Consider the following 20,819-nt stretch of genomic DNA (forward strand, 5'->3'; position numbering starts at 1 on the left):
TTGACCCACTCGCGCCTTGCACTTCATCCCAAACGGGACTCGCTCGCACTCACGCCTATTTATGAAATGGGTTCTAGAAAGCAACACTTCAAATAACTCAGTCGTCATGACGTGGGTCTTCGCAGGGATGACATGTTTGCTGCATCCATCGGGATATTTGCATGCCGCAACGCAATGACGTTACCAAGAGAAATTCGGCGCGTAAATCAGGATGCAGACGTCGTCATCCGGCGCCGTGTCCGTGTGCCGACGCCGTATTGGAGATAAACTTGGACGACCAACCTTTGACTGAACAGATCGCGGGCCGCGCCGCACCAGCGTCTCCTCCATGGGATGGAGTATTGCAGCAACTGCATCGCGAGATCGATCAACATGGCGACGGCAGGTGTTTCGTCTGGGTTGATCCCACCCAGGGAGAGCCTGAACTAGGAGAGGCCAACCCTGGTCTGCGCGTTAGCGTCCCCATCGTGCATCCCAATTACGACCGCCGTTTTGCCCCCTATCTGGTGCCATTGAATCTCAGTCGCTTCAGCGACGATTGCGTTCTCACGGCCAGCATGGAGCTCGCCTGGACTGCATGGAGCATACCTTTTCTCACGGCGCGCAGAGGGCAGCCGATCAGCGGCTGGATCATCAGTGACCGCAGTGCGCGCGAGGTTGCCGCGTATTGGGGCAGGCACTGCTATTTGCATATCGCGCGAGGACGGACCCGTCTGCTGCGGTTCCATGATCCCGGTGTGCGCGCCATGCTATGGCAGGATCTCGATGCGAGGCAGCGCGCCTTGCTGCTACACCCGGTGAAAGCCGTCTTCTCGTTGAACCGGCATCAGGCGCTGGAGTCCTTCAGCGCGCCATCGACGCCAGCCAGCAGTCCCAATGCGGCCGTCCCCAACCGCCTTGATGAACAGTTGCGGCTCAGCGAGCAGCAATGGTAGCAGGTCAATGATTACGCCACCGTACATGCTGCCTGGAGCTATCTGGTCGGCCAAGACCTGATCAGCCGTGATACCCCAGTGACCGAAGCCTTGCGACACAGCCTGGGCGTGGCTTCGTCCTATGGCGTGACGTCAGCTGACGACCGCATGTTGTTCCTGGTCTGTGGCTTGTGCCATGGCATCGGTTTTCACGCGCATGCACGCATGGCCGACGTCTGGCGACGCACCGCCGGCGGTGAGCCATTTGTAGATGCCGTCGAAGCCGTGTCGGGTCGTTCCTTCGAGCAATTGTCCACCTACCTGATGGATTGAATTCTTGTTATGGCTTGCACCAACCCCCAAAACCCTGACTGCAAAAATTGCAACAAGGACGGCCTGGCGATTCTACTGGCCCGTTATGCCGTGGTCCCGCTCAACATTCCGGGCGACGTCCCGGCACCACTAGGCAACAAGGTCACTGGTACCGCGCTGACGAACTACAAGTATGTATTGCGTACGCTGCGCGAAGGTTTCGTCTACCTGTTCTACGAGCGCCACCCCTCCAACATCACCGTTAAATGGGAAGCCTATGCCGTCTCCCCCGAGGGACGGCTGTGGAAGCGACCCTCGCACCTCTATCCCCAACCGGTACCCGTGGAGCCGGTATGCACGCGCAGCGGCGACAATATTCCGACATCAGTGATCCACATCGAACATCCTGCCAAGTGCGGTCGTGTTTGGATAGCATTCTCGCAGCATGCCTGGAGTGAGGCGACCTTCAAGGCGTTCGCCAGCGACATCAAACTGCGCGATCAGCGCATGCAGACCTTTATTCCCAAGTTGTGGATCAGCGCGGGCGGTTATCGCCACGGCATGGTCGCCACCGAGGGCAACGTACAGAAGGTGCTCGAATACAACCCGGCTTATTCGCCCGACCTGCTCAATGAAAAGGCCGCCATCGGGGTATTTGGCAGCGCGAGTGGTGGATATAACCGCGCCAAGCTTCAGGCCAACACCACGATCCATCGATCCTTCAGCCGCAAGGACGAGGTCAAGCCCCTGGTGGGCAAGATGGAAGAAATCTGCACCCACGGCAAGGGAGAGAAATACAATCCCATGATCATGGGTGTGTGGGACGCGCTGGGGATTGGTATCGAACTCAACAACTTCCGCAACGAACCGGCGGGGTGGATGCATCGCTACAACACCGAGCTTGCGCTTCAGATCGATGGCATGCTGACCATCAGCAGTCTGAAGGATCTGCTGGAAAATCACGCAGGTGCCGTCGTCGATCGCAATGCGGACCTGGCCAGGCAGCGCGCGCAGCAGCATGACTTTGCCAAGGAACGGGTCGATGCACAAAAGTTGCCCGCCGAGGCCAGGGCAAAGCGCCTCAAGGCGATCGAGATGCAGGAGTATGTGCAGTCCAAAGGCGTCGAAGTGGATAACGTCTACGAGAACCGCATCATGCACGCCACCATGCTGCCCGACGCCGCGCGCGACAAGGAGTATGCGCAGATCAAGGCCGATGCCGACACGGTGTTGAGTTCACGCGCCGCCTACCGGAAAGGCCGTGTTGAAAAAGCCTGGCCGCCGTATGCGGAGAAACTCGACATGAAGGCCTACGAGACCTTCAAGAAGAATTTCGAAAGCCTGCAGGATGAAGCCACGGCCCTGATCGAAAAGCGCACCGCCGACATGCTCGCGTGGATGCAGTCGCGGCATTTCCTGGATGGGCTGCGGGAGTACCACGGCGACGATATCCAGGACGCCATCGCCTTCGAATCGCATGTCAGTGAAGTCACGTTCCTGTTGAACACGACCAAGAGCGGTCGCGGCAAGATCGACGAATGGGTCAATGATCTGCAGATCGCGGAATCCAACCTGATGTACCGCCTGTTGAGCATGAATCAGGATGCGGCGCGAACCGAAGTCTCTCAATTCCTGACCCAGGCCGAAACGTTCAGGGGCGATCAGACGGCAGCCACGGTATGGAACTGGTATGCGTATATCCAGAAGTCGATGAAGGCCATCGCGGATTTATACAAGAAAGCGGCAGGCCTCTATAACGCCAACGAAAAGGCAAAGGCCGGCACCAACGTCGCCTTCAATGTGAAGCTTGAACCCTACCGGCAGTTCGGCATCGACAAGACGGCCTCCACCTTCGGTGATTTCATCTTCAAGAAATTCAGACTCGACGGCAAGATGGCCGACATGGCCTGCGAGAAGATCATCCAGAGCTGGTTTGGTTTGCGTGCCGGTGTGGAAGTGGCTGCGGCGGGTGCGCTGGCCGATGCGCAGGCGCGTTATGCCATGAGCGGTCGGCTTGACATACTGGAGCGCGTGCGAGCATCCAAGAACCCGCTTGCGCCGGAGGTCCCTGAGAAGGAAACGGTGTCGTCCAGGACGCTCAAGCGTGACTGGGCCGCATTCCGCGATTCAGAGAAGAGCGCCAGTGCCATGCGGGATGCGCGCATGGCGTTGGTGGTGTTGCTGATCGAGAGCGGGAATTTTGCGAAGATGATGCATGACTGCATTGAGAAAGGGGATAGCAAGAGTCGGGCTGGATTGGCGGCATCTGCGATGACGATCGCTAGCGGTGTCATTGATATCTGGGGTGTGGCGGTCAAGGAAATGCAGACGGCGAATGCGACTTCTTATCAAGTCATGAAGTTGGGTGGTCGAAATGGCTTGCTTTCCGATGGCCGGGAACACATTGCTTTCCAGCCAGTTCGTAATCTTTTCTTGTGTAGTGGTAGCCCGATTTGCTGCCGTCTTTGAAAGCCATTAACGGGCAACAATCTCAAAGGTGTTTCCCGCTGCGAAAATTTGTGCTTGTTTCATGTCTCGCTTACTTTGAGCAGGATCAATGCCATCTGCGAGCATTTCGCGGGCTTCCTCGCGGCGCTTTCTAGCCTTGGCAAGAGATATCTCTGGATAGACGTCTAACGCCAAGGTCTTGCGTTTATTTAAATACCGATAGTCCATGCGCCAGTATTTCCCCGTCGCCTTCACGAGAAGATACATGCCGCCGCCATCGGCGTATTTATCGCCATTGGGTTTATTGGGCTTTACCTGCTTCACAAAGGTATCGGTCAGGGACATAGCGTGTTTGACGGTATCTGGAATTGGGTAGGGAGGAGATACCGTCAAAAATGACGGTATTAATCGTGGATGTAATGCTACGTCCTTGGACGGACGCGAACAAGAAAAGCCCGCTGTGTCAGAAGACACGCGGGCTTTAGAACATCTTTGGACTTCGTTGGATAATTGGTTGGTGCCGGGAGCCGGAATCGAACCGGCACGCCTTGCGGCGCGGGATTTTGAGTCCCGTGCGTCTACCTATTCCGCCATCCCGGCGACGCGAGCCAGCGATTATTACCGATTTCGTTGCTCCGAGCAAGCCCCGATAGCTACGGCAGACAGCCGATGTGAAAATTATTTACCGCACACCGCCTCAATGGCCCGTTCCCCCGTCGAGCCCGGAATCGGATCCTGAAGCTTTACATCCGAATACGCCAGCTGCGGCGCCAGCAGCAACTGCCCTTTGCCATCGGCCTGCGCATACATCTTGCGGCTGCCAAAGCCAAGCTGGCGCGCGCTGCAGTCGAAGTAGGCGGTGGAGATCTCCGACAGGTAATAGGTCTTGCTGCCCTGGCCCATCAGCAGTTGCGGACGGTTCCAGTTCAGCAGGATCTGCGCCTGCCGCACGCTGCGGGTGGTGACAATGCTGCTCTTGTCGATGAAGAAGCTGCCAATGTTGTTCTCCCCCAGTGGCATCCACTCGGCATGGGCCGACACACAGGTCATCGTCAGTGCCGCCGCCAGTAGCAGTGCCAGGCGCGGCGCAGGGGAGGGAGAAGAAGAGCGTTGATCCATGTCGGGCAGGGCGTCGCGTCAGGTCAGCATCATGGCCAGCATGGCGACATCGTCCTCCAGCAACAGCACCAGGGTGATGCTCCAGAAGATCAGTTCCGCCAGCACGCGGTGTCCTGTCAGCGTCATGCGCAGGCTTGCAGCCATGTCCAACTCATCGATTGCGAAAAATGAAAGTGCGGCCATCCTAACATGCCCTTTACGAATGGACATGACCCCCGACATGAAAATGGCCCGCACCAGGGCGAGCCACTTTCTGCTGCAGCGATGACGCGGACCGATCAGATCGCCGCCGCAATCGCCTTGCCTACTTCCGTGGTGTTGCTCTTGCCACCCAGGTCCGGCGTGGTCGGTCCATTGACCAGCACGTTTTCGATGGCAGCCAGCATGGCGTCGTGCGCCTGGCGATACTTGCCCTGGCCATCGCCGAGGAAGTCCAGCATCATCGCGCCGGACCAGATGGTGGCCACCGGATTGGCGATGTTCTTGCCGAAGATGTCCGGTGCCGAACCATGCACCGGCTCGAACAGCGAGGGCAGCTCGCGCGTCGGATTGATGTTGGCCGAAGGCGCAATCCCGATCGTGCCGGCACAGGCCGGGCCAAGGTCGGAGAGGATGTCGCCAAACAGGTTGGATGCCACCACCACGTCGAAACGATCCGGGTTCAGCACGAAGTGCGCCGTCAGAATGTCGATGTGGTACTTGTCGCGGCGCACCTCCGGGTAGTTCGCGCCCATGGCCTCGACGCGCTCATCCCAGTAGGGCATGGTGATGGCGATGCCGTTGGACTTGGTGGCCGAGGTCAGGTGCTTCTTGGGACGGCTCTGTGCCAGCTCGAAGGCGAACTTGAGGATGCGGTCGGTGCCCTTGCGGCTGAATACCGATTCCTGGATCACGGTCTCGCGCTCGGTTCCCTCAAACATGCGGCCGCCGATGGCCGAATATTCGCCTTCGGTATTCTCGCGCACCACGTAGAAGTCGATGTCGCCCGGCTTGCGGTTGGCCAGCGGGCAGGGTACGCCCGGCATCAGGCGCACCGGTCGCAGGTTGACGTAAAGGTCGAAGTCGCGGCGGAACTTCAGCAGCGAACCCCACAGCGAAACGTGATCCGGCACCGTGGCCGGCCAGCCGACCGCGCCGAAGAAGATGGCTTCAAATCCCTTCAACTGATCGAACCAGTCATCGGGCATCATCTGGCCATGCTTGGCGTAGTAGCCGCAATGGGCCCAGTCGAAATGGGTGAATTCGATGTCGATGCCGAACTTCCTGCTGGCGGCCTCGACCGCGCGCAGCCCTTCGGGCATCACTTCCTGGCCAATGCCGTCGCCGGCGATGACGGCGATTCTGTGGGTCTTGCTCATCGTTGCTGCTCCTCTGAATGACTGGTTGACTGGTTGACTGGTCGACGGGCTGCCCGAGGTGACCGGGCAATGAAAACATGCCCTCATCATAAATCGCTTCACGCGATGGATCATCTACGAACTGGTGATGTAATAAAACACGATTCGTGAACAGTGCAGAAAGCGTCAGCCATGAAAAAAGGCAGTGCGGTCATCCCGACACTGCCTGTTCTGCGGCCTGCCCGCGACATGGCTGCGCCTCAGCTGCCTGCGGTCTCGCCCCACAGTGTCACGCCCAGGGTATGCTCGGCGCCGGGCTCCAGTTCCACCAGATCGTCCATCACGTTGGCCGTCTCGATGCACAGCATGCGCTGCCAGGCATCATCGGCGAACTGCGACAGGCGGCGTGCCTTGCTCACCCAGGGGTTCCAGACCACGGCCGAGGTCGAGCCGCTGGCCTGGATGTGGATGCGGCGGTTCCAGCCCTCGTCGCGGATGGTCAGGTGCGGCGGCAGGTCGAGGTAGATGCGGTCGGTTTCGCCGCTGACCACCAGTGCACGCTTCTGTTCGCGCTCGGCCCAGCCTTCCAGGGTTTCGATGTAACGCCGGCCTTCCAAGCCATCGACGGTCACGTTGTGGATGCTGCTGACCGCAAAGTAGCTGTGCAGTGCCTGGGTCAGGGCGAGGTGCTCTTCGCTGCCGTTGCGGGTGGTGAGCTTGAGATGCAGGCGGTCGTCTAGCAAGATTTCCAGGCGCAGTTCGATTCCCGGGGGCAGGTGGCGTAGCGCCGGTGATTCGCTGGTGGGCGGGATGGCCAGTACCAGACGCACGGTATCGCCTTCGATGGCGTTCTCCATCAGCAGCCAGGGGATGCCGCGCACCAGGCCGTGCGCAGGCAGGCGCCCGCCCGCGTGCAGGGCCTGCACCTGCGGTGGATTGCGCATGAGGTCGCCGAACCACGGCCAGCACACCGGAATGCCGCCGCGCACCGAATTGCCGGCTTCGAAGGCGGCTTCCTCGCTCATCCAGATCACCGGTTCCTGACCGTGCACCTGGTAGCGCAGCACCTGCGCGCCTTGCTCGGCGATCAGCAGTTCAGCGCGCGCAGTCTGCACGCGCAGACATTGCAGCTGGTTGACTTCGATGCGCTGGATATGCGGAAGATCGGGCGGGACTTCCTGTTCTTCGATGAGGCTCATGCCGGACACTCCAAGAGAATTCGTTGCGATGGTGCAAGACTGCCACATTTCGGGCCTTTGCGGGAGATCGGGCGCGCGGGCAGGCGATGCGCTGCGTCTCGTTGCGATGCGAGCGGAGACGGGGTCAGGGCTATAATCCACGAATCGTGGACTTCATCGGCTACATATCGTGAACAATTCTCCCCTGCTGGAAGACCTGCGCCTGTTCTGCGTGGTGGCGCGCCACAGCAATTTTGCCGAATCGGCGCGCGAAGTGGGTGCCTCCCCGGCCTTCATCAGCAAGCGCATCGCGCTGCTGGAGCAGGCGCTGGGTGTGCGGCTGTTCCACCGCACCACGCGCAGCGTGGTCATGACCGAGGATGGCGGCAACGTCCATGAATGGGCGCGCAAGATCCTCGACGATGTGGAGCAGATGATGGAAACCGTCAGCAGTGCCAAGCGCGTGCCGCGCGGGCTGCTCAAGATCAGTACCAGCTTCGGACTGGGGCGCAAGGTGGTGTCGCCCTTGCTGTCGCGTTTTGCCACCGAACATCCGGAACTGAAGATACAACTGGAGCTGGTGGACCGGCAGATCGATCTGGTCAATGAGGGAATCGACCTCGATATCCGCGTGGGCGCGGGTCATGAGCCGCATCTGTTTTCCAGGCGCATCCTGCCCAGCCAGCGTGTGCTGTGCGCCAGTCCCGCCTATCTCAAGAAGCACGGCGCACCGGCTGATCTGGCCGCGCTGCGCCAGCACCAGTGCCTGGTGATCCGTGAGCGCAACCAGTCCTTCGGCATCTGGCGCATGATGGGGCCCAAGGGGCAGGAAACGGTCAAGGTCTCGGGCGCTCTGGCCGCCAATCACGGCGAGATCATCCACCAGTGGGCCGTGGACGGGCACGGCATCATCCTGCGCTCGATCTGGGATGTGACCGACAGTCTCAAGCGCGGACGGCTGGTACGGGTACTGCCGCAGTATGCCCAGGAGGCCGACCTGTGCGCGGTCTATCCCGTGCAACTGAAGAATTCAGCCAAGGTGCGCGAATGCGTGCGCTTCCTGCAAAAGCATCTGGATGTGACCGCATCATCGGCCACGGTGTAAGCAGGCGAGACACGCGTTCAACGTCCGTCGAATCGCTGCCGCACGATACGTTCCAGCACCTGCGCCACCAGCGTCACCGAGGCATCCTCCGCATGACGGCGATGTTGCAGCAGCCGCAGTGGGGGTGCCTCCAGCGGCAGCGGCGGGCGCAGACAGGCCAGCGCCACCGGATGCGCGGCGGTAGCCGCCGGCACGCAGTGCATGGGCATGACGGCGATCAGGTCCGAGCCCTGCAACAGCGCCGGCACCATCAGGAAATTGGGAACCACCATGCCGATGCGACGGCACAGACCCTGCATGGCAATCTGCTCGTCGATCATGCGGTTGAGGGTGTCGTGGCAGGCGATCTGCAGATGTGGATACGAGAGCCAGCGCGCAAGAGTCAGTGCGTGCGCAGCCGGATGGTCGCGCCGCATGACGGCCACGCAGCGTTCCTGCAGCACTTCGCGCCCGCGCACCTGGCCGGTCGGTGCAGCACTGCCCAGCACCAGGTCGGTCTGTCCGCGTTCCAGCCGAGCCACGGCATCGGCATCACCCAGCCAGGTCTGGAACTCCAGGTCCGGCGACGGCGCGTCGGCGGCCAGCGCCTGATACAGCGCATGTGCTACCACTTGGGCCGGATAATCCGGCATGAGGATGCGTACGCGCTGGGTCACGGTCGCCTGTGCTGCCTCGGTGCCCCCGGCCAGCGCCAGACGCAGGGGGTCGCGCAGGGCTTGTGCGGTGGCCGTCAGTCGCATCTGCGTACCGCCGTCTTCCAGCAGCGGATCGCGCAGCAGCTGGCGGCAGCGCTCCAGCGCACTGGCTGCCGCCGGTAGCGGTAGGCCGACTCGCGCTGCGGCGCGCGCCAGATGGACTTCATCGAGGACGGCGTCGAGCAGGCGTAGCAGGCGCGCATCCATTGCGGTCAGTGCGGGCAGGGCAGGGGAGAACACAGGGGCAGGACTGGCAGCGGAATTCATGGCGCAGTGAGGCAGTGGCAGCGAAAGTGACAAGGCCTGCCGCCAGGACGGCAGCAGGCCAGGGGCGCGAGTGTAGCCGCTTCGCCGGGCGCCCACAAGCGCCGTTTGGGGCAGGGGGCGCGGGGGCGCGTTGCGGCTTAGCCGAAGGCTTCCTTGATGGTCTGGATCTTGCCCATGTCAGTGGCGTCGTAGCCGGCCAGATTGTTGACCACCTTGCGGAAGGCATCAGATTGCAGGATGTCGATCACCGCGCGGATCAGCGGATCCTGCAGGGAGGCCGCCGGCAGCGCGAAGAAGTAACGCTCGCGCACCAGCGGAATGAAGCCCAGACCGAAGCGATGCGCGGCGGTCTGCACCCCGAAACCGACATCGGCCATGCCGCTGGCGATGAAGGCGGCCACCGCCGAGTGCGTGAACTCGGTGTTCTCGAAACCGTTGATCTTCTTGTGGGTGATGCCGGCCCCATGGAGCATCAGTTCCAGCAACATGCGCGTACCCGAACCGGCCTCGCGGTTGACGAAGCGCAGGTCGGTGCGGGTGAGGTCGGCCAGGCCGCGCAAGCCCTTGGGATTGTCCGGCTCGACGAACAGACCCTGGTTGCGGATGGCCAGGTGGATCAGGCAGTCGCTGCGCTTGTTGAGCCATTTGGCATAGGTGGCGATGGCGGGTTTCTCGAATTCGCCCAGCGGAACATGAAAGCCCGCCAGGTCGCATTCCTGGCGCGACAGCGCGGCCACGGCATCGGTGCTGTGGCGATAGCGCACCTCCACCGGCAGGCGGCCTTCGTTGATCTTGCCCAGCAGTGCGGCCACTGCAAAGCCGTGACTGGCGTTGATGCGCACCTTCTCCGATTTGCCTTCGACCGTTTTTCCCAGCTCCACTTCCAGTTCCGAGGCCAGGCTGTCCAGGGTGGGCGACAGGCGTGCCGTCACCAGGCGATCGGCCCACAACAGCTTGCTGGCGAAATCGGTCAGTGTGGTGCCGCGACCACGCCCGCTTTCGATCAGGGCGTTGCCGAACAGACGCTCGGCCTCGCGCAACAGACCCCAGGCATGACGATAGGAATAGCGCGTCAATTGCGCGGCACGTGCAATCGAGCCGCTTTGCTGGATTGCGGTGAGCAGCGTCAACAGATTGGCCGTGTCCAGCGCCGCCTCGTTGTCGTAGGCGATTTCCCAGTGAGGTTTGATGTGGACTTTGAACATTTATGTGAAATAAAGCATATTGATACGGCCGTTTATCGGTGATAATTTCGCGTCACTCTGCATAAATGATAGAAAATATATGCGGTGTTGTACATAAATAAATCAACGATAAGAGAAGGATATCGTTGCAAAGATGGGTCGGTGTCACGATCCGGCCCTACCGGCTTTGCGATGCAATCCTTCCTTCGATTTGCCCACATCACACTCATAAAATATTCGGAGGAATAATGGCTTTCGATTTCCTGAAGAAGGAACACACAGTCGCCAAGCCTGGCTTCAATCGCTGGCTGGTCCCGCCGGCGGCGCTCGCAATCCACCTGTGCATCGGCATGGCTTACGGTTTTTCCGTATTCTGGCTGCCCTTGTCCAAGGCACTGGGCGTGACCGCGCCCATCGCCTGCGGCGCTGACATCGGCTTCTTCGCGCAAGTCTTCTCGTCCACCTGTGACTGGAAGATTTCCATGCTGGGCTGGATGTACACCATGTTCTTCGTCCTGCTGGGCATCTCCGCTGCACTGTGGGGTGGCTGGCTGGAACACGCCGGTCCCCGCAAGGCCGGCGTGGTCGCCGCCATTTGCTGGTGCGGCGGCCTGCTGATCTCGGCCCTGGGCGTGAAGACGCACCAGATCTGGCTGATGTGGCTGGGCTCCGGCGTCATCGGTGGTGTCGGCCTCGGCCTGGGGTACATCTCGCCGGTGTCGACCTTGATCAAGTGGTTCCCTGACCGTCGCGGCATGGCCACCGGTATGGCCATCATGGGCTTCGGCGGTGGTGCTCTGGTCGGCACGCCGCTGGCCGATGCGCTGATGAAGAAATTCGCCTCCCCCACTTCCGTGGGCGTGTGGGAAACCTTCGTGGTCATGGCCATCATCTACTTTGTCTTCATGATGGCCGGTGCCTTCGGTTACCGCGTACCGCCCACCGGCTGGAAGCCGGCTGGCTGGACCCCGCCGGTGGCCAAGTCCTCGGCGACCATGATCACCCAGAACCACGTGCACGTCTCCAAGGTCTGGGGCATTCCCCAGTTCTGGCTGGTGTGGCTGGTGCTCTGTCTGAACGTGTCGGCGGGCATCGGCGTCATCGGCATCGCCTCGCCGATGCTGCAGGAAGTCTTCGGCGGCAAGCTGCTGGGTCTGAACATCGGCTTCAATGATCTGTCGGTCGAGCAGAAGGCAGCCATCGCCGCACTGGCGGCCGGTTTCACCGGTCTGATTTCGCTGTTCAACATCGGTGGTCGTTTCGCCTGGGCGTTCTGCTCGGACTTCTTCGGCCGCAAGATGACCTATGCCATCTTCTTCGTGCTGGGCTTCGTGCTGTACGTGAGCCTGCCGTGGTCGGCCAAGGCCAGCAATATCCCGCTGTTCGTGGGCGCAGTCTGCATCATCCTGTCGATGTACGGTGGCGGTTTTGCGACCGTGCCGGCTTACCTGGCCGACCTGTTCGGCACCCAGATGGTGGGCGCCATCCACGGTCGCCTGCTGACCGCGTGGGCAACCGCCGGCATCCTGGGCCCGGTGGTGGTGAACTACATGCGTGAGTATCAGCTCTCCCTGGGCATGCCCAAGAGCCAGGTCTACAACACCACCATGTACATCCTGGCGGGCATGCTGGTGCTGGGTCTGATCTGCAACCTGCTGATCCGTCCGGTCGCGGCCAAGCACTTCATGACGCCGGAAGAACTGGCCCGTGAAAAGCAGCTGGCCCACGAAAAGTCGGCAGCCGATGCCGTCGCGAGTGCAGGTTCGGGCGACTTGGCTCAGATCGGTACCGGCGGCAATCCGCTGATGATCGGTCTGGCATGGGCGGCCGTGGGCATTCCGCTGATCTGGGGCATCACCCTGGTGTTGCAGAAATCGGCCGTGCTGTTCCGCTGATCGCGCAGTTGAGTCGTTCGTAGTTTCGCTTCATCGGCAGGCCGGCTCCACCCGGCCTGCTCGCAGGACCCCAGCGGCGAAAGCCGCTGACACAAGCCGCCATGGCCCCGTGAACCGGGGCGGCTTGTGTCAGCGACTATCAAAAAACAGGAGCATGGTCGGCCCTTGCCTTGAGGGTAAGCGCAGGCCAGCATCCGCAGTGTTCACACCAACCCCCAAGGCAGGGAGAACATGCAGCAACGGAGACCAGCTGGTTCATCACGCACGGCCGTGCGCACCCTTTACCGGGGTGGCGTCATGCCGCCGCATTGTTCTTCCCATCCCTTGATCTGCTTTCCGCAGGCCGCTCCTCCCTAGGGCGGTCCATTTCCTTTCATTCGTCATTTGCGCGGTCCACAGAAGATCCTCCGGGAGAAGGGCACGGTCCGCATCGAAGCAACACAGGAGGCAACAATGAAGAGGCAACAGGTTTTCGACGTGGCGGCGGTGCGCGGCATCATCGCCGAGCGCAAGGACATGGCCGGTGCCATGCTCCCCATCCTGCACGGCATCCAGGACAAGGTCGGCTATATCCCGGCCGATGCGGTCCCGATGATCGCGGGCGAGTTGAACGTCTCGCGCGCCGAGGTGCATGGCGTGATTTCGTTCTATCACTTTTTCCGCCAGGAACCGGCAGGCCGCCACGTGGTGCAGGTCTGCCGTGCCGAAGCCTGCCAGGCACGTGGCAGCGAAGCTCTGGCCGAGCACGCGCAGAACGTGCTGGGCTGCGGCTTTCATGAAACCAGCGCAGATGGCCAGTTCACGCTGGAGCCGGTGTATTGCCTGGGCCAGTGTGCCATCGGCCCCAATCTCACCCTCGATGACGAGCTGCATGCCCGTGTCGATGCCGATAAATTCAAACGCCTGATCCAGGCCAAGCGGGAGGCATGATGAGTGCACCCGATATCGTGACCATCTACGTCCCGCGCGACTCCACCGCGCTGGCACTGGGCGCTGACGAAGTGGCCGCCGCCATCGCTGCCCAGGCGCAACAACGCGGCCAGTCCATCAGGCTGGTGCGCAATGGATCGCGCGGCATGTTCTGGCTGGAGCCGCTGGTGGAAGTCTCTACCGCAGCAGGCCGCGTCGCCTACGGACCGGTGACGCCCGAGGATGTCCCCGGTCTCTTCGATGCAGGGCTGCTTGCAGCTGGCCAGCACAGGCTGCATCTGGGGCTGACTGAAGAAATGGACTTCCTCAAGAACCAGGAACGTCTGACCTTCGCACGGGTGGGCATCATCGATCCGCTCTCGCTGGAGGATTATCTGGCCCATGAAGGTTATGTCGGATTGAAGAATGCCCTGGCCAAGACGCCCGAGGCCATCGTCCAGCAGATGATCGACTCCGGCCTGCGGGGCCGGGGTGGTGCAGCCTTCCCGACCGGTATCAAGTGGCAGACCGTACTGCGTGCGCAGTCGGCGCAGAAGTATGTGGTCTGCAATGCCGATGAGGGGGATTCCGGTACCTTCTCGGACCGCATGATCATGGAAGACGATCCCTTCACGCTGATCGAAGGCATGACCATCGCCGCCGTCGCAGTGGGGGCGACCGAGGGCTACGTCTACGTGCGCTCCGAATATCCGCATGCGATCGCGACGATGAACGAAGCCATCGCCATCGCCACCGAGCGCGGCTATCTGGGCAAGGACATCCTCGGTTCCGGCAAGTCCTTCCGGCTGGAAGTGCGCAAGGGCGCAGGTGCCTACATCTGCGGCGAAGAAACCGCCATGCTGGAAAGCCTGGAAGGCAAGCGCGGCGTGGTGCGCGCCAAGCCGCCCCTGCCGGCCATCGAGGGTCTGTTCGGCAAGCCGACCGTGATCAACAACCTGATCTCGCTGGCTTCGGTGCCGGTGATCCTGGCGCGCGGTGCGGACTTCTACAAGAACTTTGGTGTGGGCCGTTCGCACGGCACGCTGCCTTTCCAACTGGCTGGCAACATCAGGCAGGGTGGCCTGGTGGAGAAGGCCTTCGGCCTGACGCTGCGTGAGCTGCTGGAAGACTTCGGTGGCGGCAGCGCCTCGGGCCGTCCGATTCGCGCGGTGCAGATGGGTGGGCCGCTGGGCGCGTATCTGCCACCCTCGCAATTCGATACGCCGCTCGATTATGAAGCTTTCGCCGCCATCGGCGCCATGATCGGGCACGGCGGACTGGTGGCATTTGACGATCGTGTCGATATGGCCCGTCAGGCCCGCTACGCCATGCAGTTCTGTGCAGTCGAGTCCTGTGGCAAGTGCACCCCTTGCCGCATCGGTTCCACCCGGGGCGTGGAGGTGATCGACAAGATCATCGCCAACGATGACCGGCCGCAACAGATCCATCTGTTGAAGAGCCTGTGCGACACCATGGTCAACGGCTCGCTGTGTGCCATGGGGGGCATGACACCGTTCCCGGTGCTGTCGGCCCTGAACCATTTCCCGGAAGACTTCGGCGCGCCCGGCGAACAGGCGGCCTGATCCCATTACCGAATGCAAGGAGTTGCACCATGAATCAGCTCAATGAAACGGATTACGGCACCCCCGCACGTGCCTCGGAAAACCTGGTCACGCTGGAAATCGACGGCGTGGCAGTGACGGTCCCGGCCGGCACGTCGGTGATGCGCGCCTCGGTCGAGGCCGGCATCAATGTGCCCAAACTGTGCGCCACCGACAGCCTGGAACCCTTCGGCTCCTGCCGCCTGTGCCTGGTGGAAATCGAAAAGGATGGCCGCAAGATGAAGGGCTATCCGGCCTCCTGTACTACGCCCTGCGAGCCAGGCATGAAGGTGCAGACGCAGACCCCGAAGCTGGCCGAGATCCGCCGTGGCGTGATGGAGCTCTATATCTCCGACCACCCGCTGGATTGCCTGACCTGCCCCACCAACGGCAACTGCGAACTGCAGGACATGGCCGGTGTGGTGGGCCTGCGCGAAGTGCGCTATGGCTACGAGGGCGAGAACCATACCAAGATGAAGAAGGATGAATCCAATCCCTACTTCACCTATGACCCTTCCAAGTGCATCGTCTGCAATCGCTGCGTGCGCGCCTGTGAAGAAACCCAGGGCACGTTCGCGCTGACGATCAACGGGCGCGGTTTCGAATCGCGCGTCTCGGCCGGGCAGATGGAAGCCTTCATGGAATCGGAATGCGTCTCCTGCGGCGCCTGCGTCGAGGCTTGCCCGACCGCGACACTGACCGAGAAGACCGTCATCATGCTGGGCCAGGCCGAGCACAGCAAGGTCACCACCTGCGCCTATTGCGGTGTGGGCTGCTCCTTCAAGGCCGAGATGAAGGGCAATGAAGTGGTGCGCATGGTGCCGTACAAGGATGGCAAAGCCAACCAGGGCCACTCCTGCGTCAAGGGGCGTTTTGCCTGGGGCTATGCGACCCACAAGGACCGCATCCTGAACCCCATGATCCGCAAGAGCATCAACGACCCCTGGCGCGAAGTGTCGTGGGAAGAAGCGCTGTCCTACGCCGCCAGCGAATTCCGCCGCATCCAGGCCAAGCATGGCAAGGATTCCATCGGCGGCATTACCTCGTCCCGCTGCACCAATGAAGAGACCTATCTGGTGCAAAAGCTGGTGCGCGCCGCCTTCGGCAACAACAACGTCGATACCTGCGCGCGCGTGTGCCATTCGCCGACCGGCTATGGTCTCAAGCAGACCCTGGGCGAATCGGCGGGTACGCAGACCTTTGAATCGGTGATGAAGTCGGACGTGATCCTCATCATGGGCGCCAATCCGGCGGCCGGCCATCCGGTGTTTGCCTCGCAGATCAAGCGCCGCGTGCGCCAGGGCGCCAAGCTCATCGTGATCGACCCGCGTACCACCGAGATGGTCAAGTCGCCGCACCTGCAGGCCGACTATCACCTCAAGCTGCGCCCTGGCACCAACACCGCCATCATCACCGCGCTGGCTCACGTGATCCTCTCGGAGGGTCTGCAGAACGAAGCCTACATCCAGGAACGCTGCGACCTGCAGTCGTACCAGGACTGGAAGCAGTTCGTCCTGCGCGAAGACAATTCCCCCGAAGCCATGGCCGCCATCACCGGCGTACCCGCCGAGATCATCCGTGGTGCTGCCCGCCTGTACGCCACCGGCGGCAATGCGGCGATCTATTACGGCCTGGGCGTGACCGAACATGCGCAAGGGTCGACCACCGTGATGGGCATCGCCAACCTGGCCATGTGCACCGGCAACGTCGGTCGCGAAGGTGTGGGCGTGAACCCGCTGCGGGGTCAGAACAACGTGCAGGGTTCCTGCGACATGGGTTCCTTCCCGCATGAGCTGCCGGGTTATCGGCACATTTCCGACTCCACCGTGCGCGGCCAGTTCGAGCAGGCGTGGGGCGTGACCTTGAATCCCGAGCCGGGCCTGCGCATTCCCAACATGTTTGATGCGGCGCTCGATGGCAGCTTCAAGGGCCTGTACTGCGAGGGTGAGGACATCGTGCAATCGGACCCCAACACCCAGCACGTCGCAGCCGCCCTGCAGGCCATGGAATGTATCGTGGTGCAGGACCTGTTCTTGAATGAGACGGCCAAGTATGCGCACGTCTTCCTGCCCGGTTCGTCCTTCCTGGAAAAGGATGGCACCTTCACCAACGCCGAACGCCGCATCTCGCGCGTGCGCAAGGTGATGCCGCCCAAGGCCGGCAAGTCCGACTGGGAGGTCACGGTAGCCCTGGCCGAAGCGCTGGGTTACCCGATGCCGTACAATCACCCCTCGGAAATCATGGACGAGATTGCCGCCCTGACACCCAGCTTCCACGGCGTGAGCTACGAGAAGCTGGAAAAGCTCGGCAGCATCCAGTGGCCCTGCAACGAAGCAGCACCGGAAGGCACGCCCATCATGCACGTGGGCAGCTTCATCCGGGGCAAGGGCAAGTTCATCAACACGCAATACTTCGCCACCGACGAGAAGGTGACGCAGCGCTACCCGCTGATCCTGACTACCGGCCGCATCCTGTCGCAGTACAACGTGGGCGCGCAGACCCGCCGCACCGAGAACTCGCAATGGCATAGCGAAGACCGGCTGGAGATCCATCCGCACGATGCCGAGGACCGTGGCATCCGCGAGGGTGACTGGGTGGGCGTGGAGTCGCGTGCAGGCCAGACCGTGCTGCGTGCAACCGTGACCGAGAAGGTGCAGCCGGGCGTGGTCTACACCACCTTCCACTTCCCGGAATCGGGCGCCAACGTGATCACCACCGACAACTCCGACTGGGCCACCAACTGCCCCGAGTACAAGGTGACGGCGGTTCAGGTCATGCCGGTGACGCAGCCTTCGCAATGGCAGCAGCATTACGAGCGCTTCAACCGTACCCAGCTGGATCTGCTCAAGGGCGAGGTGCAGAACGAGCCTCTGGTGACGAAGTAAGCGGCACGGGCTCGTCGGGCTCGTGCTTCGATGATTTCCGCAGCGAGCCCGACCGACCCAATCACATCAAGCCGCATCAAGCAGGACAGCATGAACACAAGCAAGCGTAGCAGCCTCGACATTGACGACACCACCGGCGACTACGCCACCTTCGCCCGCGTGCAAGTGGATCGCTGGCGAGATGGACAACGCGAGACGGTGGAGGATGTGGTTGCCGAAGAGGTCCCCATCGCGCTGGAATACAACGGCATTTCGCATGCCGTGATGATGGCCACGCCCGCCGATCTGGAAGATTTTGCGCTGGGTTTTTCGCTCACCGAAGGCATCCTGGGCGATCCGGGCGAGTTGTATGAGTGCGAGATCGTGCCGGGCTGCGAAGGCGTGCAGGTACAGATGCGCATCGCCACCGAGCGTTTCGTGGCGTTGAAGGAAAAGCGCCGCAACCTGACTGGTCGCACCGGCTGCGGGCTGTGTGGTGCCGAGACCTTGGCGCAGGCGGTACGTCATCCGCAGGCGGTGCAGGGCGGTGCGTCGTTCTCGGTGGAGCAGGTGCATGCGGCCTTCGAGCAGATGCAGGCCGGACAGCAATTGCAGCAAGCCACCGGTGCCACGCACGCCGCCGCGTGGATGGATGCGTCAGGAAGCATCGTGCTGGTGCGCGAAGACGTCGGTCGTCACAACGCGCTGGACAAGCTCATTGGCGCGCTGGCCGAAGAGGAGGCGGATTTCTCGCAAGGCGCGGCCATCATCACCAGCCGCGCCAGTTACGAGATGGTGCAGAAGGCGGCCACGGTCGGCATTGGTTTCATCGCTGCCGTCTCGGCACCGACGGCGCTGGCGATCCGGCTGGCCGAAGAGACGGATGTGACCTTGCTGGGCTTCGTGCGCAAGCAGGGCCACGTGGTGTATGCCCGACCGCATCGCCTGCGCTGAGCCGCAGGCGCGCGGACAAGGGACGGACAATTGACGAACGGAGCAGGAGGAGAACACTCATGAACACCGAACACCTGGTCAAGATGGCCAACCAGATTGGCAGTTTCTTTTCCACCATGCCGGACCGCGACCAGGCCATTGCCGACCTGGCCTCGCACCTCAAGCGCTTCTGGGAGCCGCGCATGCGCAAGGCCTTCCTGGAACATATCGAGAAGACGCAGGGCGAGGGCCTGGATGCCATCGTGCTGGAGGCGGTGAACCGGCATATGCAGCAGTTGGCGGTGTAGGGCTGCTGTCTTATTGTGATTTTGGTGAAACCGCTCAGCTTGCTGGGCGGTTTTTTTCATGGCGGAGCGGGCTTGCAGCGCTCGCCTCACGCCGCCAACGCCACCTCCGCCGCAATCCGGTGAAAACGCCGTCCAAAATAAGCCAGCCCATCGGCTTGCGACGCGGCCAGGCGAATATGCCGGATCTCCACGAACAGCACGCTGTGCGTGCCCGCCTGCTGCTGCAATACGATGTCGCCCTCCAGCACCGCCAGCGCATCGGGCAACACCGGCTGGCCGTAGTCACCGGTTTCCCAGCCTACCTGCGCCATACGTTCCTCGGCGGCCAGCCCGGTCATGCCGGCAATCATGCGCGCCACGTCTTCGTGATGTCCTGCCAGGATGTTGATGCACAGGCGTCCGTTGCCAATCAGGATGGGATGGGCCGCGCTCTTGAGGTTGATGCACACCAGCACCGTGGCCGGGTCGTCGGAGACCGAACTGACGGCGGAGACCGTCATGGCCGCGCGTCCTGCGGGACCATCGGTGGTGATGATGTTGACCGCAGCCGAGAGACGCGCCATGGCGTCGCGAAAATCTTGCTTCATGGTAGGTCCATCCAAAAAAGAGATGACATCCGGCACAAGGCTTCGTATCCTTTGCGCCATCTGCAAGGTCGTCTGCGGCGCCGTCAGGCGGATGTCGATCAGCAGGTGAGAGGGAGAACGCATCGCTTGAAAAAGCCTGCGTCCTGGGATGAACAATAGACCCTGCACAATTGACGGGTCAAATGATTGTCTGGAATGTTCCGCATGAAGCAAATGAATATCGGCGCAGTGGACTTGAACCTGCTCAAGACCTTCATCGTCATCTGGGAGCTGCGCAGCCTCACCGCCGCCGCTGATCGCCTGCACCTGACCCAGCCGGCCGTAAGTCATGCGTTGCGGCGCCTGCGCGAGATGTTCGATGATCCGCTCTTCGTGCGCAGTACCACTGCCATGGTGCCCACCGAAACCGCGATCCGCCTGCACGAGCCGATCTCGCGCGCGCTCGGCATCCTCCATGAAGCCCTGCACAGCCACGCCAGTTTCGACCCGGCCACGGCCACGCGCACCTTTCATCTGGTGATGTCGGACATGTCCTGCAGCCATGTGCTGCCGATGCTGATGGAAGAACTGGCGCACGCCGCACCGCACGTCTCCATTGAAGTGCAGCAGATGGCCATGGAAAACCTCGGTGCGGCCATGCGCAATGGCGACATCGATCTGGCCTTCGGCTACCTGCCGGGGCTGCCCGAGGATTGCCAGAGCCAGCTGGTGCTCTACGACGATTACGTCTGCATGCTGCGCAGGACCCATGCCCTGGCAGGGCAGCCGCTGACCATGGAGAACCTGCTGCAGCTGCGCTACGTCTACGCCAGCACCAATACTACCGGCCACCAACTGGCCGAGGACGTGCTGCGCAATGCGGGCGTGAAGCGCGATTTCGCGCTGCGCATGCCGCATTTCACGGTGGCACCGCAGATCGTGCGCAATACCGACCTGGCCCTGTTCCTGCCGCGCAGCATCGCCGAGCGCCACAACCTCGATGAGGCGTGTGTGCTGCTGGACTTGCCGCTGGACATGCCGCGCATCCCGGTGAGCCTCTACACTCATACACGGTTCTCGGCGGACTCGGGCATCCAGTGGCTGCGCAGCCTGTTGATCGAGATGTTCGGACGCGAGGCGGAGGTTGCCTGATGCTGAGTGCCAGGGCCTTTACCCGCGATTGA

The 20,819-nt window shown here is 61.8% G+C and carries 19 protein-coding genes and 1 tRNA gene; 11 read left to right on the forward strand and 9 right to left on the reverse strand.

The genetic code is table 11. The features are described 5' to 3' along the window. Positions 1-269: 269 nt before the first annotated feature. The 3 genes from HWE01_RS21570 to HWE01_RS21580 all read left to right on the forward strand — a co-directional run bounded on the left by HWE01_RS21570 (position 270) and on the right by HWE01_RS21580 (position 3,695). Complete coding sequence (locus HWE01_RS21570; RefSeq protein WP_241822845.1) at positions 270-935, forward strand: DUF4123 domain-containing protein; 666 nt, start codon at positions 270-272, stop codon at positions 933-935. Between the two features lie 78 nt (positions 936-1,013). Beyond that, a complete protein-coding gene (locus tag HWE01_RS21575; RefSeq protein ID WP_241822846.1) occupies positions 1,014-1,247 on the forward strand; it encodes a hypothetical protein in 234 nt (77 codons plus the stop codon). 9 nt (positions 1,248-1,256) lie between these two features. Then, positions 1,257-3,695, forward strand: a complete 2,439-nt coding sequence (locus tag HWE01_RS21580) for a T6SS effector BTH_I2691 family protein (RefSeq protein WP_241822847.1) — start codon at positions 1,257-1,259, stop codon at positions 3,693-3,695. A 6-nt stretch (positions 3,696-3,701) separates the two neighbouring features. Here the strand turns inward: HWE01_RS21580 and HWE01_RS21585 are convergent, their stop codons facing one another. The 6 genes from HWE01_RS21585 to HWE01_RS21605 all read right to left on the reverse strand — a co-directional run bounded on the left by HWE01_RS21585 (position 3,702) and on the right by HWE01_RS21605 (position 7,329). After that, a complete protein-coding gene (locus tag HWE01_RS21585; protein WP_241822848.1) occupies positions 3,702-4,019 on the reverse strand; it encodes an Arm DNA-binding domain-containing protein in 318 nt (105 codons plus the stop codon). Between the two features lie 170 nt (positions 4,020-4,189). Next, positions 4,190-4,274 (reverse strand) — tRNA-Leu (locus HWE01_RS21590). Positions 4,275-4,352: 78 nt separating this feature from the next. Further along, entirely contained in the window at positions 4,353-4,793 is a 441-nt protein-coding gene (locus HWE01_RS21595; RefSeq protein WP_008327099.1) for a surface-adhesin E family protein, read from the reverse strand. A gap of 18 nt (positions 4,794-4,811) precedes the next feature. Beyond that, positions 4,812-4,937, reverse strand: coding sequence for a hypothetical protein (locus HWE01_RS22905; protein WP_008327100.1), 126 nt, complete (start codon positions 4,935-4,937; stop codon positions 4,812-4,814). Between the two features lie 134 nt (positions 4,938-5,071). Beyond that, on the reverse strand, positions 5,072-6,151 hold the full coding sequence (locus HWE01_RS21600) for a tartrate dehydrogenase (RefSeq protein WP_008327101.1): 1,080 nt from the start codon (positions 6,149-6,151) through the stop codon (positions 5,072-5,074). A 239-nt stretch (positions 6,152-6,390) separates the two neighbouring features. After that, on the reverse strand, positions 6,391-7,329 hold the full coding sequence (locus HWE01_RS21605; protein WP_241822849.1) for a D-hexose-6-phosphate mutarotase: 939 nt from the start codon (positions 7,327-7,329) through the stop codon (positions 6,391-6,393). 169 nt (positions 7,330-7,498) lie between these two features. On the opposite strand from HWE01_RS21605, the gene HWE01_RS21610 reads away from it, so the two are divergent. Continuing rightward, a complete protein-coding gene (locus HWE01_RS21610; RefSeq protein ID WP_241822850.1) occupies positions 7,499-8,413 on the forward strand; it encodes a LysR family transcriptional regulator in 915 nt (304 codons plus the stop codon). A 17-nt stretch (positions 8,414-8,430) separates the two neighbouring features. On the opposite strand, the gene HWE01_RS21615 is transcribed toward HWE01_RS21610, so the two are convergent. Next, positions 8,431-9,375: a LysR family transcriptional regulator gene (locus HWE01_RS21615; RefSeq protein ID WP_241822851.1), complete on the reverse strand. Its 945-nt coding sequence runs from the start codon at positions 9,373-9,375 to the stop codon at positions 8,431-8,433. 137 nt (positions 9,376-9,512) lie between these two features. After that, the gene (locus HWE01_RS21620) at positions 9,513-10,580 is read right to left on the reverse strand and encodes a substrate-binding domain-containing protein (RefSeq protein WP_008327124.1); all 1,068 of its coding nucleotides are present in this window, start codon (positions 10,578-10,580) and stop codon (positions 9,513-9,515) included. 227 nt (positions 10,581-10,807) lie between these two features. Here HWE01_RS21620 and HWE01_RS21625 point away from each other — a divergent pair, with 227 nt between their 5' ends. The 6 genes from HWE01_RS21625 (at position 10,808) to HWE01_RS21650 (ending at position 19,069) form a co-directional block, all read left to right on the forward strand. Further along, a complete protein-coding gene (locus HWE01_RS21625; protein WP_241822852.1) occupies positions 10,808-12,454 on the forward strand; it encodes an OFA family MFS transporter in 1,647 nt (548 codons plus the stop codon). Positions 12,455-12,907: 453 nt separating this feature from the next. Further along, positions 12,908-13,384, forward strand: a complete 477-nt coding sequence (locus tag HWE01_RS21630) for a formate dehydrogenase subunit gamma (RefSeq protein WP_008327136.1) — start codon at positions 12,908-12,910, stop codon at positions 13,382-13,384. Then, a complete protein-coding gene (locus HWE01_RS21635) occupies positions 13,384-14,946 on the forward strand; it encodes a formate dehydrogenase beta subunit (protein ID WP_241822853.1) in 1,563 nt (520 codons plus the stop codon). The genes HWE01_RS21630 and HWE01_RS21635 overlap by 1 nt, the downstream gene beginning before the upstream one ends. Positions 14,947-14,975: 29 nt before the next feature. Beyond that, entirely contained in the window at positions 14,976-17,849 is a 2,874-nt protein-coding gene (gene fdhF / locus HWE01_RS21640) for a formate dehydrogenase subunit alpha (protein ID WP_008327142.1), read from the forward strand. A 90-nt stretch (positions 17,850-17,939) separates the two neighbouring features. After that, a complete protein-coding gene (gene fdhD, locus HWE01_RS21645; protein WP_241822854.1) occupies positions 17,940-18,782 on the forward strand; it encodes a formate dehydrogenase accessory sulfurtransferase FdhD in 843 nt (280 codons plus the stop codon). Positions 18,783-18,841: 59 nt separating this feature from the next. Continuing rightward, complete coding sequence (locus tag HWE01_RS21650; protein ID WP_241822855.1) at positions 18,842-19,069, forward strand: formate dehydrogenase subunit delta; 228 nt, start codon at positions 18,842-18,844, stop codon at positions 19,067-19,069. Positions 19,070-19,155: 86 nt separating this feature from the next. On the opposite strand, the gene HWE01_RS21655 is transcribed toward HWE01_RS21650, so the two are convergent. Beyond that, the gene (locus HWE01_RS21655; RefSeq protein WP_034350079.1) at positions 19,156-19,656 is read right to left on the reverse strand and encodes a flavin reductase; all 501 of its coding nucleotides are present in this window, start codon (positions 19,654-19,656) and stop codon (positions 19,156-19,158) included. A gap of 204 nt (positions 19,657-19,860) precedes the next feature. Between HWE01_RS21655 and HWE01_RS21660 the strand changes: the two genes are divergently transcribed. Then, positions 19,861-20,787, forward strand: coding sequence for a LysR family transcriptional regulator (locus HWE01_RS21660; protein WP_034350080.1), 927 nt, complete (start codon positions 19,861-19,863; stop codon positions 20,785-20,787). Positions 20,788-20,819: the final 32 nt, after the last annotated feature.

The sequence above is a fragment of the Herbaspirillum sp. C7C8 genome (assembly GCF_022627875.1).
Taxonomy (GTDB): Bacteria; Pseudomonadota; Gammaproteobacteria; order Burkholderiales; family Burkholderiaceae_D; genus Herbaspirillum.